The 14,780-nt window shown below is 69.9% G+C and carries 16 protein-coding genes; 7 read left to right on the forward strand and 9 right to left on the reverse strand.

Going from position 1 to position 14,780, the window contains the following annotated elements; translation table 11 throughout:
- The first annotated feature begins 101 nt into the window (after nt 1-101).
- Both ACIBVN_RS52225 and ACIBVN_RS52230 read left to right on the forward strand, forming a co-directional pair.
- A complete protein-coding gene (locus tag ACIBVN_RS52225) occupies nt 102-1,457 on the forward strand; it encodes an acetyl/propionyl/methylcrotonyl-CoA carboxylase subunit alpha (RefSeq protein ID WP_397148950.1) in 1,356 nt (451 codons plus the stop codon).
- Nucleotides 1,458-1,489: 32 nt separating this feature from the next.
- The gene (locus ACIBVN_RS52230) at nt 1,490-1,702 is read left to right on the forward strand and encodes a biotin/lipoyl-binding carrier protein (RefSeq protein ID WP_397148952.1); all 213 of its coding nucleotides are present in this window, start codon (nt 1,490-1,492) and stop codon (nt 1,700-1,702) included.
- Here ACIBVN_RS52230 and ACIBVN_RS52235 read toward each other — a convergent pair.
- The gene (locus tag ACIBVN_RS52235) at nt 1,692-2,072 is read right to left on the reverse strand and encodes a thioesterase family protein (protein WP_397148954.1); all 381 of its coding nucleotides are present in this window, start codon (nt 2,070-2,072) and stop codon (nt 1,692-1,694) included. The two genes, ACIBVN_RS52230 and ACIBVN_RS52235, sit on opposite strands and share 11 nt — an antisense overlap.
- A gap of 266 nt (nt 2,073-2,338) precedes the next feature.
- Here ACIBVN_RS52235 and ACIBVN_RS52240 point away from each other — a divergent pair, with 266 nt between their 5' ends.
- Nucleotides 2,339-3,907 (forward strand): protein kinase, encoded by a 1,569-nt coding sequence (locus ACIBVN_RS52240; protein ID WP_397148956.1) that lies wholly within the window; start codon nt 2,339-2,341, stop codon nt 3,905-3,907.
- A gap of 5 nt (nt 3,908-3,912) precedes the next feature.
- Here the strand turns inward: ACIBVN_RS52240 and ACIBVN_RS52245 are convergent, their stop codons facing one another.
- From ACIBVN_RS52245 to ACIBVN_RS52260, 4 genes are read right to left on the reverse strand one after another with little or no spacing between them, the layout of a single operon-like run.
- The gene (locus tag ACIBVN_RS52245; protein ID WP_397148958.1) at nt 3,913-5,559 is read right to left on the reverse strand and encodes an acetolactate synthase; all 1,647 of its coding nucleotides are present in this window, start codon (nt 5,557-5,559) and stop codon (nt 3,913-3,915) included.
- 49 nt (nt 5,560-5,608) lie between these two features.
- Nucleotides 5,609-6,388 carry a DUF4097 family beta strand repeat-containing protein gene (locus ACIBVN_RS52250; RefSeq protein WP_397148960.1) on the reverse strand — a complete coding sequence of 260 codons (780 nt, stop codon included), beginning with the start codon at nt 6,386-6,388 and terminating at the stop codon, nt 5,609-5,611.
- Entirely contained in the window at nt 6,385-7,041 is a 657-nt protein-coding gene (locus ACIBVN_RS52255) for a response regulator (protein ID WP_397148962.1), read from the reverse strand. The genes ACIBVN_RS52250 and ACIBVN_RS52255 overlap by 4 nt, the downstream gene beginning before the upstream one ends.
- Nucleotides 7,032-8,192: a histidine kinase gene (locus ACIBVN_RS52260; protein ID WP_397148964.1), complete on the reverse strand. Its 1,161-nt coding sequence runs from the start codon at nt 8,190-8,192 to the stop codon at nt 7,032-7,034. Before ACIBVN_RS52260 ends, ACIBVN_RS52255 begins: the two co-directional genes overlap by 10 nt.
- Before the next feature lie 132 nt (nt 8,193-8,324).
- On the opposite strand from ACIBVN_RS52260, the gene ACIBVN_RS52265 reads away from it, so the two are divergent.
- The 3 genes from ACIBVN_RS52265 to ACIBVN_RS52275 all read left to right on the forward strand — a co-directional run bounded on the left by ACIBVN_RS52265 (nt 8,325) and on the right by ACIBVN_RS52275 (nt 10,045).
- Complete coding sequence (locus ACIBVN_RS52265) at nt 8,325-8,900, forward strand: hypothetical protein (protein WP_397148966.1); 576 nt, start codon at nt 8,325-8,327, stop codon at nt 8,898-8,900.
- A 189-nt stretch (nt 8,901-9,089) separates the two neighbouring features.
- Complete coding sequence (locus tag ACIBVN_RS52270; RefSeq protein ID WP_397148968.1) at nt 9,090-9,515, forward strand: hypothetical protein; 426 nt, start codon at nt 9,090-9,092, stop codon at nt 9,513-9,515.
- Nucleotides 9,494-10,045 (forward strand): hypothetical protein, encoded by a 552-nt coding sequence (locus tag ACIBVN_RS52275; protein ID WP_397148970.1) that lies wholly within the window; start codon nt 9,494-9,496, stop codon nt 10,043-10,045. Before ACIBVN_RS52270 ends, ACIBVN_RS52275 begins: the two co-directional genes overlap by 22 nt.
- 129 nt (nt 10,046-10,174) lie before the next feature.
- Here the strand turns inward: ACIBVN_RS52275 and bioD are convergent, their stop codons facing one another.
- Together bioD and ACIBVN_RS52285 are read right to left on the reverse strand one after the other, a co-directional pair.
- Nucleotides 10,175-10,885, reverse strand: coding sequence for a dethiobiotin synthase (gene bioD / locus ACIBVN_RS52280; protein WP_397148972.1), 711 nt, complete (start codon nt 10,883-10,885; stop codon nt 10,175-10,177).
- A gap of 46 nt (nt 10,886-10,931) precedes the next feature.
- Nucleotides 10,932-11,231: a hypothetical protein gene (locus tag ACIBVN_RS52285; RefSeq protein ID WP_397148974.1), complete on the reverse strand. Its 300-nt coding sequence runs from the start codon at nt 11,229-11,231 to the stop codon at nt 10,932-10,934.
- A 97-nt stretch (nt 11,232-11,328) separates the two neighbouring features.
- Here ACIBVN_RS52285 and ACIBVN_RS52290 point away from each other — a divergent pair, with 97 nt between their 5' ends.
- The gene (locus tag ACIBVN_RS52290) at nt 11,329-11,772 is read left to right on the forward strand and encodes a hypothetical protein (RefSeq protein ID WP_397148976.1); all 444 of its coding nucleotides are present in this window, start codon (nt 11,329-11,331) and stop codon (nt 11,770-11,772) included.
- A gap of 13 nt (nt 11,773-11,785) precedes the next feature.
- Here ACIBVN_RS52290 and ACIBVN_RS52295 read toward each other — a convergent pair whose 3' ends face one another.
- Entirely contained in the window at nt 11,786-13,924 is a 2,139-nt protein-coding gene (locus ACIBVN_RS52295; RefSeq protein ID WP_397148978.1) for a hypothetical protein, read from the reverse strand.
- A gap of 112 nt (nt 13,925-14,036) precedes the next feature.
- Nucleotides 14,037-14,756, reverse strand: a complete 720-nt coding sequence (locus ACIBVN_RS52300; RefSeq protein WP_397148980.1) for a GntR family transcriptional regulator — start codon at nt 14,754-14,756, stop codon at nt 14,037-14,039.
- Nucleotides 14,757-14,780 lie beyond the last annotated feature (24 nt).

A 14,780-nucleotide genomic window follows, 5' to 3' on the forward strand; every position in this document is an offset into this window, starting at 1 on the left:
TCGGGCCGCTCACATTTGTGGGGTTCCTACAGATCATGCTCTTCGGATCGGTGGTTTAGGGGGAAAGGAGACGGGCCGGTCGCGGCCATAGGCTGATCGGCGTGCTTACTGAGACGCTCGGACCCGTTCTGATCGCCAACCGAGGGGAGATCGCGCGGCGGATCATCCGCACGGTCAAGCGGCTGGGGCTGCGCGCCATCGCCGTACACTCGGAGGCCGACGGCGACCTGCCGTTCGTGCGAGAGGCCGACGAGGCCGTGCTGATCGGCCCGGCCAACCCCGCGCAGAGCTACCTCGACGCCGGCAAGGTGCTGGAGGCGGCCCGCGCGACCGGTGCCAAGGCGATTCACCCCGGTTACGGGTTTCTTGCGGAGAACGCCGCGTTCGCCAGGGCCGTGATCGACGCCGGGCTGGTGTGGATCGGGCCCGCGCCCGAGGCCATCGACAAGATGGGCGACAAGATCAACGCCAGGAATCTCATGGAGAGCGCCGGCGTGCCGGTCGCCGCGGGCACCCGCGAGCCGGTCACCGATCTGTCGCTGGCGCTCAAGGCCGCCGAGGCCATCGGCTACCCGGTCATGGTCAAGACCGCGGGCGGCGGCGGTGGCATCGGCATGAGCGTGGCCCACGACGACGAGGGCCTGGCCAAGGCGTTCGAGCAGGCGGCCAGGGCGGCGGCCAGGTTCGCGGGAGACGCGCTCGACGGGCCGGCCGTGCTGCTCGAGCGCTACATCGAGCGGGCCCGCCACGTCGAGGTGCAGATCCTCGGCCTGCCCGACGGCCGGGTCGTGGCGCTGGGCGAGCGCGACTGCTCGGTGCAGCGCCGCCACCAGAAGGTCGTCGAGGAGTCGCCGTCCCCGGGCATCACCCCCGAGCTGCGTGAGCGCATGCTGGCCGCCGCCGCGCGGGCCGGCGAGGCCGTCGGCTATCTCGGCGCGGGCACGGTCGAGTGCCTGGTCGACGCCGACAAGCAGGACTTCGTGTTCCTGGAGATGAACACCAGGCTGCAGGTGGAGCACCCGGTCACCGAGCTCGTCACCGGGCTCGACCTGGTCGAGCTGCAGTTGCGCGTCGCTGCGGGGGAGAGCCCCGAGGTGCGGCCCGCGACCACCGGGCACGCGATCGAGTTCAGGGTCTACGCGGAGGATCCCAAGCGGTTCTTCCCCGGACCCGGCACGATCACGGCGTGGGAGGAGCCGGAGGGCGAGGGCGTACGCGTGGACTCGGGCTACACCGCGGGCAACACGGTCACCCCGTTCTACGACCCCCTGATGGCCAAGCTCTGCGTCCACGGCGAGACCCGCGCCGACGCGCTGGAGCTGGGCCGCAAGGCGGTGGACGCGTTCGTCGTCGAGGGTCCCAAGAACAACCTGCCGTTCTGTGCGGAGCTGCTGGAGAACGAGGAGTTCGTCTCCGGCGACTACGACACGGGCCTGGTCACGCGGATGCGGGCCTAATGTGAATAGAGTGATGAAAGAGGGGAGTCCTGGTGGCTGAGGTACGCGCTGAGATGGTGGCGAACGTCTGGAAGGTCGTCGTCAGTGAGGGTGACACCGTCTCCGACGGCGACACGCTGGTCATCCTGGAGTCGATGAAGATGGAGATCCCTGTGATCGCCGAGGACGACGGCGTGGTGGCCCAGGTCAAGGTGGCCGAGGGCGACGTCATCCAGGAAGGCGACCTGATCGCCGTCATCGAGTAGCCCTCGTCATGAATTTGGCGCGGTCGACCACGATGCGTTCGATCGTGCCGCGGCCCACGACGGTGTGCTTGTCGTGGGCTTCGAAGGCGAAGACCAGCCGGCGCCCGTCCACCTCGGTGAGCTCGACGCCGATCTGCACGTGCGTGCCCAGCGGGCTGGCGGCCAGGTGCTCGAGCTCGACCCGGGTGCCCACCGACGTCTCGTCCGGCGCGAGGTGCTTCTCCACGGCTCGTACGGTCGCCGCCTCGGCCAGCGCGAGCAGCCGGGGCGTGGCGAGCACGGGCACGTCGCCGCTGCCGATCTTCTTGGCGGTGTCCTCCATCTCGACCATGATGAGCAGCTGGGCGCGGAGACCAGGAGCGAGCGTCATGCGAACAGACTATGGGGAGCCGCGTCCAGCAGCTCGCCGCACGTCCTCGCTAATGGGACGGCTGACTTCCGGGAAACGCGGACAAGTACCGTGATAAGGCCCCAGGATAGGGTTTGTACGGCTTAAGAACATTTGAGTGGCATGTGGGACAGGCGAGTCGTACACTCTCTGAGTTCCGTGACCACTGTGTTACCTGACCGCGACAAAAGTTCGCTTTGTTGGAGAGCCGCGGGGTGCGAAAGGTGTAGGGGGGTAGCGGGGGAGACATGGTGGCCCAAGGGACGACGCTGGCGGGGCGATATCGGCTGGATACCCGCATCGGCGCCGGTGGCATGGGCGAGGTGTGGCGGGGCGAGGACATCGTCCTGGCGCGCACCGTCGCTGTCAAGGTGCTGCTTCCCGGCCGTACGCAGGACCCCGGGTTCGTCGCTCGCTTTCAGGGGGAAGCGCGGGCGATGGCCACGATCAATCACGCCGGCGTCGTCTACGACTACGGCGTCAGCGGCGACACCGTCTACCTGGTGATGAAGTTCGTCGACGGCGAGCCGCTCGACCGGCTGCTGGCCAGGCTGGGCCGGATCCCGCCGCAGGCGGCCATGGAGCTGATCGCGCAGGCCGCGTCGGCGTTGCAGGCCGTCCATGACCAGGGGATCGTGCACCGTGACGTGAAGCCGGGCAACCTGCTCGTGCAGCGCGACGGCACGCTGGTGCTGACCGACTTCGGCATCGCGCGCTCCGACCTGGCCAACCGGCTCACCGACGCGGGCATGGTGCTGGGCACCGCTGCCTATTGCGCGCCGGAGCAGGCCGAGGGCGCCCCCGTCACGCCCGCGGTCGACATTTACGCCCTCGGCGTGGTCGCGTACGAGTGCCTGGTGGGCCAGCGGCCGTTCGACGGCGACAGTGCGGTCACGATCGCGCTCAAGCACATCCGCGAGGCGCCGCCGCCGCTGCCCGCCGAGATCCCGTCGGCGGTGCGCACGCTGGTCGAGGTCGCGCTGTCCAAGGACCCGGCCAGGCGTTACCCGACGGCCAAGGCGATGAGCGAGGCGGCCAAGGCCATCGCGAGCGGGCAGACGCCCGCGGTCCCCGAGCCGGTCGTGTCCACCGGAGCCACCATGGCGCCGCCGGTGGAGGCGTACCAGACAGGGGCGCATCAGGCGAGCCCTCAGGAGGAGACCACGACGGTGGCCGACCGGCGCGGGGGCAGCCGCCGGGCGGCCAAGGCCCCGCGCAGGACCGGGCTGATCGCCGGCATCGCCGCCGCGGTGGTGCTCGGCGCGGGCGCCACCGCGATCGCGCTGACGGGCATGGCCACCCCCGAGCCCTTGAGGAGCACCGCGTCCCCGGCCGACGACTCGAAGAACATCGCCAAGACGACGACCAAGCCGCCGCCCAAGCGAACCAGGACGGCGACGGCCGAGCCGCCGACGCCGGACCCCAAGCCCACGGTCCACAGGACGACGCCGCGGCACACGGAGGAGGAAGATGAGCCGAAGGAGACGCCCAGCAGCACGCCGAGCGTCACCAAGACCCCCACCAAGACCCCGACGACGAGCAGCCCCACGCCGAGCGTCAAGATGGTGGTCATGCCGAAGGTGGTCGGTCTCCCGTTCCTGAAGGGACAGGAGATGGTCCTGGCGGCGGGCTTCGAGGAAGTGATCCCCGACGACATGACCACCAGCTCCGACGGCATGCGCTGCGGCAAGATCTCGCAGACCGTGCCGGGCGCCGGGGTGAAGTGGCCGGTGAACAAGCCGGTCAAGCTTGTGGTCACGGACGGCGTCTGCCCCGAGAACAGCCCGACCCCCAGCGTCACCGCCACGACCAGGTAGCCGGGTCAGACCCCCGTGGTATTGCGGGGGTAGGCGATCTGCGGGTCTGTCGCGATGTTCACCATGTACGGGATGCCCGAGTCGAACGCCCTGCGCAGCGCCGGCCCGATCTCCGACGGCTTGGTGACCAGCTCGCCGCCTCCTCCCAGTGCGGTCACGACCTGGTCGTAACGGCACTGCGGCTGGAGCTCGGCGGCCACGTCGTAGCCGTACAGGAGCTGCATGGGGTGCTTCTCCAGGCCCCACATGCCGTTGTTGCCGCAGATCATGACGACCGGGAGCCTGTGGCGGACGAGGGTGTCGACGTCCATGAGCGAGAACCCGGCGGCGCCGTCGCCCAGCAGCAGCACCACCTGGGAGGACGGCCTGGCCAGGCGGGCGGCGATGGAGTAGCCGAGGCCGGTGCCGAGACAGCCGTACGGGCCCGGGTCGAGCCAGTTGCCCGGCTGCTTCGGCTCGACGTATTTGCCCGCGTAGGAGACGAAGTCACCGCCGTCGCCGATCACCACGGCGTCGTCGGCCAGGACCTTGCCCAGCTCGCCGTACACACGCATGGGGTGGATCGGGTCGGAGCCGGAGGCCAGCAGCTCGGCGTCGCCCGCGATGGCCGCGGCTGCCGCGTCGGACAGCTTCGACGCCCAGGGGGCGTACGCGTCGGGCTTGACCCCCGCGTCGCCGCAGGCCGCGCCGAGGCTCCAGAGCACCACCGACAGGTCGCCCGCGGCGGACGCGACCGGCTTCATGTGGGTGGCCAGCTGCGAGGGCGCGTCGGCGATGTGCACCACGCGGGCCAGCGGCGCGCCGTCCTTGCCGCCGAACCACCCGTAGCCCAGGCGGAAGTCGAGCGGGGTGCCGACCACGATGACCAGGTCGGCCTGGGCGAAGGCGAGGCCGCGCGCCCGCGTGACGAGCAGCTCGTGGCCCGAGGGCAGGATGCCGCGGCCCTGGCCGTTGAGGATGACCGGCAGCCGCCACGTCTCGGCGAAGTCGCGCGCGGCCTCCTCGGCCCGGTCCATCCACACGTCGGACCCGTACACCAGCACGGGCCGCTCCGCCTCGGCCAGCAGCCGCGCGATGGCGGCCAGGTCGTCGGGGTCGGGCTCGAGCGGTGACGGCGTCTGCGTCCGCACCTCGTGCGCCGGCGACGGCGAGAACAGGTGGTCCATGTAGAAGTCGAGGAAGACCGGGCCGCGGTGGGGCGCGACCGCCGTGCGGAAGGCCACCTCGACGTCCTGGCCGACGGACTCGGCGTCGGTCGCGGTGAACGACAGCTTGGTGATCGGCTTGAGCAGCGGCGGGTGGTCCATCTCCTGGAGCGCGCCGCTGCCCCAGCGCGACTGCGGCGCCCGGCCGCCCATGACGACCACGGGGGAGCCGTTGAAGTGAGCGGTCGCGACGCCGCTGACGCCGTTGGTGACGCCTGGGCCCGCGGTCAGCACGGCCAGCCCCGGTCTCCTGGTCAGCCTGGCCGTCGCCTCGGCGGCGAAGACCGCGCTCTGCTCGTGGCGTACGTCGAGGATGCGCATGCCCTCGTGCACCGCGCCGTCGTAGAGCGGGAAGACGTGACCTCCGGACAGGGTGAACATGGTCTCGACGCCATAGGCCTTGGACACGGCGACGGCGGCGTCACCGGCGTGCTTCGCAGACTCCATGCCCGGAACTTACCAACCAGTCAGCAGAGTAAACAGATCTTAAGGATCTTCAGTCGCAGCACACGGACACGGTGCCGCTCGGCGCCTTCACGACGATGTTCCGCGACGCCTGGGGGTTCTGCTCGACGTCGATGTCGCTCTCGACCGCTTCCGCCGTCACGCGGTAGGTGGCCCTCGGCACATTTACGCTGATGTTGCCCGTCGTCCTCACCACTGCCTTGACGTCCGTGGGCGCGCTGATGAATGACAGCTTCACCCTTCCCGAGCCGATCTCCACGTCGGCCTGCTCGACGTCGAGCCCGCGAGCGTCGACGTTGCCCGTGCCGGTCCTGGCCCAGATGATGCCGGAGATGTCGTTGATGTGAACGTTGCCGGAGACGGAGGACAGGCGCAGCTTGCCGAAGACGTCGTTGACGATGAGGTCACCGCCGTTCGTGGCGGCCTCGATGTCGGTCTCCGGCGGCACGAACACCATGAAGTCGGCCTGGCAGAGAGGGCCTTTCGGCTGGTCCGCGCCAGGGCAGACCGCGTCGAGCCGCAGGGTGCTGGAACGGGTGTCCCAGTCCTGGGTGACGGTCGGCCGATCCCTCGACCACCGCAGCGAACTCGCCACGAGCAGCTCACCGGCCCTGCCCGGGAAAACGGACAGGTGCACCTGGGTGCCCTTGCCCGTCTTGATGCGCACGTTCTTCTGCGCGAAGGGGATGGACCTCTGCGCGTCCTCCTCCGGCAACCTGGCCAGCGCGACCCCGCGCCAGAGCACCAGGGTGGAGATCAGCAGCGCGATCACGGTCGCCACGGCGCCGCCGGCCAGCCAGGCCACTCTCACGGCAGGCTCCTGATCTTGAGGAACTGCAGCACGGCCAGCACGCGCCGGTGGTCACCCTCGGCGGGCGACAGGTCGAGCTTGGTGAAGATGTTGCCGATGTGCTTGCCCACCGCCCCCTCGCTGAGCACCAGGGCCTGGCCGATGCCGGCGTTGGAACGGCCCTCCGCCATCAGCCTGAGCACCTCGTGCTCCCTGGGCGTCAGCCGTTCGAGCGGGTCGCTGTTGCCACGCAGCAGGAGCTGGGCCACCACTTCCGGGTCGAGCGCGGTGCCGCCCCCGGCCACCCGGCGCAGCGCGTCGATGAACTCGGACACGTCCGCCACCCGATCCTTGAGCAGATAGCCGACCCCGCCCGTCGCGGCGGAGGCGAGGAGCTGGGCGGCGTAGCGCTCCTCGACGTACTGCGAGAGCACCAGGACCGCCAGCCCCGGCTGCTGGCGGCGCAGCACGAGCGCGGCCCGCAGGCCCTCGTCGGTGTGCGTGGGCGGCATCCGGACGTCCGTGATGACCAGCTCGGGCTTGTGCTCCTCCGCCGCCCGCAGCAGCCCCTCGGCCTCGTCCACGGCCGCCACCACCTGCATGCCTGAGGCGTCCAGGAGCCGGATCAGCCCCTCGCGCAGCAGCACGGAGTCCTCGGCCAGCACTACTCGCACGGCAGCTCCACTTCGATCGTCGTCGGGCCGCCCAGCGGGCTGGACAGCCGGAGCGTCCCGTCCACCGAGTGGATCCGCTGGGCCAGTCCGCGCAGGCCCGTGCCGCCGTCCAGCCGGGCGCCGCCGCAGCCGTCGTCGTAAACGAGCACGTGCAGGCGGTCACGCTCGCGCCGCACGCCCACCTCGGCCTTGGTGGCCGCGGCGTGCTTGGCGATGTTGGTCAGTGCTTCGGACACGATGAAGAACGCCACCGCCTCGATGGTCGGAGTGGCACGCCGTTCGAGGTCGACGTGGAGTTTCACGGGGAACGGAGCACGGGCGGCCACACCGGACAGCGCCGCGTCCAGACCCTGGTCGTTCAGCACGGCCGGATGCAGGCCGCGGACGAAGTCACGCAGCTCCTTGAGCGCCTGCTTGGCCTCCTCGTGGGCCTGCGCGATGGCCTCGCGGGCGGGCTCCGGCAGATCGGTGAGGGTGGCCCTGGCCAGGCCGAGGTTCATGGCGAGGGAGACCAGCCGCTGCTGCGCGCCGTCGTGCAGGTCACGTTCGATCCTGCGCCGCTCGGCGTCGGCGGCGTCGATCACGCCTGCCCGGCTCTCGGTCAGCGTCTCGATCCGCTGGCCCAGCTCGGAACGGCTGGGGCCGAGCAACGTACGCGCCACCGACAGGTCCAGCGCCGCCATGCCGCGCGCCAGCACCGGCGCGAGCAGCAGCAGCGCGAACCCGATCACCATGAAGACGGCGACGACCTTGCCGTCCCTGAGGCCGAACTCGAACTCCATCGGCGGCGGCTGCAACGTCCGCGGCAGAAACGACAGCAGCCCCACGATCGCCCCTCCCCACGCCACCGCCACCAGGAACGCCGCCGCGAAGCCCACGAACGGCGACAGCAGGTGATAGCCGATCTGCCGCCACGTGGCCGGGCTGCGCCAGCTGCTCGGGGAGCGTACGGGCGGAATGTGCGCGTCGAGGAACGCCTCGAACCTGGAGCGCTGCACCCCGGTGAACCGCGGCACGCTCCGCATCAGCAGGGGCGGCCACACGGCCAGCACGAGGGTCAGCCCGCCGAGCAGCACGGCGACCGGCAGGCCGATCATCACGTGTGCCGTGTGCAGCCAGGCGCGCGCCGACCACGGGCGGGGGACCTTCATGAGTCAACGGTATTGAGCAGCGGCCGGGACGCGAAATGGGCCTGGTGTGCTGATGGATGGTGGGGTTTTCCCCACCTTGCCCCCACGAACAAATCCGCCGCCCGACCCATCTCACGGATGGGAGGTTTTCCGATGATTCAGACGGGGTTCGCCGTCGCGTTGGCGGCGACGATGATGTCCAGCGGGTTGCCTGACGGCATGTTGTTCATGGAGTCGCACCCGCCCGCGAAGGAGTGGGAGAGCTACGAGGTCGTCAACTCGAAGTCGCTGCCGCTCCAGCTCAATCCCTGCTTCTTCCGCCACCGCCGCGACGCCGGGCGGCTGGAGAACCGGGCCGTGCTCTACACGGGTGAAGCTGAGGTGAAGTACGAGCAACTGGTGGTCTACAAGGACGTCCGGCAGGCCGAGCGAGCGATGCGCCTGCTGCGCGCCGACCTCAGGAAGTGCGCGGACGTCGGCAAGGGGATCCACCGCTCCCGCTACTTCAGCAAGCCGCTCGACGTGGGGGACGACGGCCTGCGGGCGGGGGGTCGTTTCTTCGAGGGTGGCGAGCAGGCGGTGGCGGTACGGCGCGGTGCCGCCGTCTACATCGTGGGCGAGACGGCCTGGCCCTCGAAGAGCCTGCCGCTCAGCCGTTTCCGCGGCCTGATCGCCCAGGCGGAGCGCATGACCGTCAAGGTCTGCGACCTGCCGGAGGCATCCTGCTAGAGCACTGCCCGGCCAGGTCGCCGACGCTTCTCCCGCTGGCCCGGCACCCTCGTTTTCTCGTGATCTATCCGGACAGGAGCTTCCGAAGTACCGTTCGGTTGTCGTGTACCAGACCGTCGCTTCGCCGTACCTCCACCGACGTGTGCCCGGGGGGCGAGCCGGGGCGCCGAGGAGGCCATCGTGGTATCAATGCAGGAAATCGCCAAGGAGGTCAAGGCGACCGCCGAGATCATCGATACGGTGTCCCGTATCCTGGAGGATGCATCGCGCTCGGCGGTGATCGAGGTGAACAACGCGACGAGCCGCACGCTCCGCCGGTTACGCAGCTCCCACGCGCACGGCGCGTTCGCGAAGCTGCCCGCCGACTCCATCGGCCCCTTCCAGTCCGACGTCTTCGGCTCCAAAAGCAGCACAGGGGGCATCATGACGGGGACGACCGGGCTCGTCGTCTACGGCCTCGACGACGAGGGCACGGCGCTCAAGATCTCATGGGTGGTCCCGTTCATCGGCGGCAACGAGGCCAGAGCCGAGGTGACGGGGCCGAACGCCGGCTTCTACGTGTGCCGGGGTGATATCCCGGGGGTAGCAAGAAAGTGGCCGCCCGCTTCGCGATAGGGGAGAACGCGGCCCTCAGCCCACGTGTCTCGGACTGGCGCACCTGCGGAGAGTGCAAGGCACTGTTCTTCGCGCTCGACGCTGGCCTCTGCCCAGGCAACGTGACGCGGGGCCAGCGGCGTCCGGTCGTCATACGCGAGGGCGGGCAGCTGCTGAACGAGCCCCGGTACGGCGCCCACCAGGCCGCGGGCCTCATCTTCCGATTGCCGTTCGGCGTTCCGGGGCCGAACCGCGAGTCCGGATGGCGCAAGTGCACCCGGTGCAAGGCGATCTTCTTCGACGGGTGGGAGGACAAGAAGGGTGTCTGCCCGAAGTGGTCGGCGCCCCGGCCCGGTCACGTGGCGGAGGCCGGTGGGCACGACTTCTTCCTGCCGTTCGACATGCCCCTCAGGCCGGGGCAGCAGAACGACTGGCGCTTCTGCGACCGGTGCTTCGTGCTGTTCTACTGGCCGCACAACGCTGACGGCGACTGCGCGGCCGGGGGGAAACACCACCCGCATCCCTTTAACTACGTGCTCGACCATCTGTGAACTCTCGGTTGCATCGTCGGTGAGGTCCAACGCGCCATGCCATGTGCTCCATCAGGGCTGGACGGACCTCGCAGGAGAGCCCTCGATCTCATGACCTGAACCGCGAACAGGCCCTGGCCGGGTGGCCTTTCAGTGGGCCGGCCTGAAGCCGGCGGGGTCGAACGTGCCGCCGAGCGTGGCTGCCAGTCCTCTGCGCGCCGCCTCGGCGAACGCGTCCCTGTCGAGGTTCCCCGCCCCTTCTGGCAGCACCCCGGCCAGCGGCCGGGCGGCCAGCATCTCCAGGTCGCACACGCAACTGCGCTCGACGATCCCGGGCTCTTCCGGCCAGCGCCCGATGACGACCCCGGCCGGCTCGAGCCCCCGATGGGCCAGCGCCTCCAGGGTGAGCGCGGCATGATTGACCGCCCCCCGCCCGACCCCGGCCACGACAAGCACCTGCGCGCTCAAGGAGCGGGCGAGATCGGCGATGGTCCCGCCGTCCTCGTCGTACCGCTCGAGCAGCCCTCCGGTCCCGTCCACGACGACCAGCCGGTTGCTCTCGGCCAGCTCCCGCACGAGCTGAGCGACCACGGCCAGCGACACGGGCGGCATCCCGGCGACGCGGGCGGCGGCGGCAGGGGAGAGCGGCTCGGCGAACCGGCCCAGCTCGAAGGTGGTGGTGACTCCGGACAGCCGGATCACCTGGTCCACGTCCCCGGCCTCACCCGGCGCCACGCCGGTCTGCGCCGGCTTGACCACGGCGACGGAGGACCCGCGCCGCAACGCCAGCGCCGCCAATGCCGCCGCCACCACGCTCTTGCCCACCCCGGCATCGGTGCCGGTGACGACGATGACGCTCATGTCACCAGCCTAGGGCCGCCCACCCGTACGACGGCGCAGGTCACGCTCACCCGAAGCGTCGGGACTGCTCCTGCGCGACCGCCGGCGAGACCTTCTCCGGGGTACGGCCGAGCTCCTCCTCCAGCTCCCTGATCACCTTGGCCGCCTGCGTCCTGAGCCGCTGCCGCTGACGGCTCAGCTCCTCACCGAACCGCCTCGCCGCCGGCCCCACCCACACCGCCGACCCGGTGAACTGCCGGTACGGCTCGTCCAGCGCCGCCTCGAGCTGCGCCACCTGCTGCCGAACCCTGGCGAGCGCCTGCCGCAACGCCTGATGGCGCGGGTTCTCCACGGGGGTCTCAATCATTTCCGGCCTACCTATCTCCGTGATACCCGTACGGCGCAGGCGGGGTAGTTGCACTATGAGAGCGACGAGGGCTCGACGTGTGAACGGAGGCGGTCCCATGACACCTGTACGCCTCGGCGTGCTCGCCATGGCGGCTCTCGCTCTCGCCACTTCCTGCTCCACGCCGGACACCGGGCCTACGGCGGCGCAGGCAGGCGAAACCCTCAAAGCACACATCACTCAGCTGATGAGGGAGACGGGTCTGCGGAATGTCGAGGTCACCGATCCTGGGGGCAAGGACGTTTCGTGCGGGGAAGGCAGGACCAAGCGGACCTATGGCGCCAAGTCGACGTTCGACGGCAACGGCGAGGTCCTGATCAACCAGTTGACGGGAACACTTACCGGGACATGGGGCTATAAGGTCGACCGGGTATTCATCCCTGATTCGGCGAAGACCATTCTCAAGCTCGCGCCGTCGCGCACCGTGGTCACGCTCGATCTGCCCACCGAGCATGAGGTCGCCGTGGTCGGGGAGACCGACTGCGTCAAGTCGGAGCCGTAGAGAGGCCATCAGCTCAGTCGCTCCCTGCCACTATCTCCCGGAGGCGTGGATCGACCGAAGCGTAGTAATCCTCCAGGCGGCTTCTGCCTCCGCTGAACGCCGTCACCGCGCCTGCGGTCACCTTCCCAAAGGTGCGGCGGTCCGCGTCGCTGTCGATGCTGCCGTTCTCCTTCAGCCACCGCAGAAACGCCTCAGTCTTCTTCGGATCCCGGTTGATCTCCGCGAACGGCCGCAGTCTCCCTTCCCCGTCAACGATGAGCGGATCAGTCGGCGGCCTGAACGACACCGGCGCACCCTTCGTCGTGTATCCGCTGGCCAGAAGCCCGGACGCGATCTCGTGAAGCACCATCCGCGACTGTGCCAGCTCCTTCTCATTCACCTTCGGCAACCGGCTCTCGGGCTCCAGGGCGGCCCCGAGCCCATCCTTGATCGCCCAGCTGAGCGCCATCCAGCCCACCGCCGCCGGAGCACCCCCGGCGGTGGGGAGGAACAGCATCGCGGTGTCCATGCCCTTGTCGAGGGCCTGCTCGAAGGCGTCGAAAGCCGCCCGGTCCGACAGGTCGGCGGTGCCGCGCACCACCTTCATGGCCGCGAACTGCATGCCCGACACCATGCCCAACCGCGAGAAGAGCTGCTCGACCTCCGTCTCCCGCTGGAGCCCCTTCGGCGGTGGATGGGCTATGAGGTCCTTGTCGATGCGCACGCCCTCCGCGAACAGCCGTTGGGTGAGCGCCGCCATGCCGCGGTCGAACGGCTCCATGTGCTCGTTCGTGTCGGCGAAGGTCTGCAGGAAGCGGTAACCGTCGCCGAGGGACAGGCGAAATGCTGGTTTCGTCCCGGCAAGCTCATCGTCGAACCCGCCGAACCTGCTCGGCTTGCCGGAGTCGGGATCCAGGGATTCCGCGCTGGCCGCAAACTCGGTGGCGTACGAGCCGCCGACCTCCGCCAGCCGCAGCCTCATGGCGTCGGTCAGCGCGAAGCGGGGCGCGGCGGTGATCACGCCGAAGGCGAACCTGGCGGCGTCCTTGCTGTGCGCCCCGTCCTTCTCGTCGTAGACGCCGGACGCGGAGGCCAGCAGGTGCGCGAAGCTCTCACGGGTCCGCAGGAAGACCCCAGGGTTGCCGCGTAGCTCCACCCGGGCCAAAAACAGGTCCATCCCGGCCAGCACGCCCGACAGCTTGGCTTTGGGCAGGGTGAGAGGCAGCGGCCCCGGCACGGGAGAGCCGGGCGCCCAGTCGCTCGAGAGGGAGCCGAGGGCCAGGCGGGCGGCCGCGGGGGCGGCGCCGAGCGCGTCCAGGAAACGTGCTGTGGTGCCCAGCGCGATGGTCTCCGGCGTCAGGGAGCCGTTCAGCATGGGTATGACCGTGTTGTTCCTGCCCACGGCGGCCAGCCACTCGGTCGGGAAGTGCCCCTTGCTGACCAGCCACGACAGCGCGTCCCTGGCGAGTCCGTCGCCGCCCCGCTCGAGATCCTTCATGACCTTGGCCATGCCGGGAACCCGGGCGGCGGCGCTCGTGGCCGTGCCGAACATCCTGCTCAGCTCGCCCAGCGCCGCCTCTCTGGAGTTCGCCGCGTCGCTCACCGGCAACGTCCGGCCGTGCTCGAAGAACTCCTTGATGTGGCCGGGCAGCGCCAGGGTGCCCGCCGTGCCGAGCCCGGCGAAGAAGGCGGCCGCGAAGTCGGCGTCGTCCCTGTGCTGCAGCAGCTGCGCGAGCAGGTCCCGGTGGCGTTTCTTGAGCTCGTCGGTGATGACCTTGCCCGTGGTGTCCTTGACGTACTGCTTGTAGAGCTCGCTCAGCGCGGTTCCCGCGCGGCGGGCCTCCTCTGGTGAGGCGAACGGCACCGTGGATTCGTCGTAGCGTACGAGGCCGGCGGCCCAGCCGGGCATCCAGCCGGGGACCTGCTTGCGGATCAGCTCGTTGCGGACGCGAAGCGGCGGCACCTGAGAGCCGACCCAGTCCTCGATCTGCTTGAGCGGGGTCAGCGTGGCGGCGCCGACGCCCACCCGGCTCAGCTCCATGCGGATCAGCTCGGCCTGCTCGCCGATCGACGCGTGCGCTCGGACCATGGCGGCGATGAAGGTGTCCATCAGGCCGGGATCGATCCCCTGCAGCTGGGGATCCCACGGACCGGTCCCAGGTGGCGTGGCCACGAGTCGCCCTCCTCCTGCCCGGCCATACGACCACGTGGGCCCAACTGTCCCACAGGCCGCTCCGCCCAGCCAGCGGAACAACCCCGTCGGCATGGCCGAGGGCCGAGGGGCGCTACGGCCTGCGGAGGCGGGTGACGAACTTGTAGCGGTCGCCCCGGTAGAGGGACTGCGCCCACTCGACGGGGTTGCCGTCGGCGTCGAAGGCGTGGCGGGTGAGGAGGAGCATGGGGAGGCCGACGTCGACGCCGAGGGCCTTGGCGTCGTACGGGGTGGCCAGCACGGTTTCGATGATCTCTTCGGCGTCCGTGAGCCGCACGTTGTACGCGTTGTGCAGCGTCTCGTACAGCGACGCGTGCACCTCCAGCTCCCGCCGCAGCCGGGGGAAGCGGCGCGCGGACAGGTGCGTGGTGTCGATCGAGACCGGCTCGCCGTTGGCCAGCCGGAGGCGGTGGATGCGCAGCACGCGGCCGCCAGGGTTGATGGCCAGGCGCCTGGCCAGGGTCTCGTCGGCGGTGATGTAGCCGATCTCCAGGATCTTGGTGTCCGGCTCCAGGCCCGCGGTGCGCAGGTCGCCGATGTACGAGGTCAGCTGCAGCACCTGCGCCACCTTCGGCTGGGCCACGAACGTGCCCTTGCCCTGGATGCGCAGCAGCCTGCCCTCCACCACCAGCTCAGTCAGCGCCTGCCTCACCGTGGTGCGCGAGGTCTCGAACCGCACGGCGAGCGTGCGCTCCGGCGGCAGCGCCGTGCCCGCCGGCAGCGTCTTGGTGAGCTCGAGCAGGCTGCGTTTCACGTCGTAGTACTTCGGTACGCGGGGGCTGTCGTCTGTCACGCTCTCACCTTCACTTCTGCCACA

Source organism: Nonomuraea sp. NPDC049400 (assembly GCF_044466425.1).
In the GTDB taxonomy this organism is placed as follows: Bacteria; Actinomycetota; Actinomycetes; order Streptosporangiales; family Streptosporangiaceae; genus Nonomuraea.

What these genes read in the sequence shown, in the direction of transcription:
- ACIBVN_RS52235 (WP_397148954.1), bottom strand. Translation starts at nt 2,072, where the DNA reads ATGACGCTCGCTCCTGGTCTCCGCGCCCAGCTGCTCATCATGGTCGAG.
- ACIBVN_RS52240 (WP_397148956.1), top strand. Translation starts at nt 2,339, where the DNA reads ATGGTGGCCCAAGGGACGACGCTGGCGGGGCGATATCGGCTGGATACC.
- ACIBVN_RS52245 (WP_397148958.1), bottom strand. Translation starts at nt 5,559, where the DNA reads ATGGAGTCTGCGAAGCACGCCGGTGACGCCGCCGTCGCCGTGTCCAAG.
- ACIBVN_RS52260 (WP_397148964.1), bottom strand. Translation starts at nt 8,192, where the DNA reads ATGAAGGTCCCCCGCCCGTGGTCGGCGCGCGCCTGGCTGCACACGGCA.
- ACIBVN_RS52265 (WP_397148966.1), top strand. Translation starts at nt 8,325, where the DNA reads ATGATTCAGACGGGGTTCGCCGTCGCGTTGGCGGCGACGATGATGTCC.
- ACIBVN_RS52270 (WP_397148968.1), top strand. Translation starts at nt 9,090, where the DNA reads ATGCAGGAAATCGCCAAGGAGGTCAAGGCGACCGCCGAGATCATCGAT.
- bioD (WP_397148972.1), bottom strand. Translation starts at nt 10,885, where the DNA reads ATGAGCGTCATCGTCGTCACCGGCACCGATGCCGGGGTGGGCAAGAGC.
- ACIBVN_RS52285 (WP_397148974.1), bottom strand. Translation starts at nt 11,231, where the DNA reads ATGATTGAGACCCCCGTGGAGAACCCGCGCCATCAGGCGTTGCGGCAG.
- ACIBVN_RS52290 (WP_397148976.1), top strand. Translation starts at nt 11,329, where the DNA reads ATGACACCTGTACGCCTCGGCGTGCTCGCCATGGCGGCTCTCGCTCTC.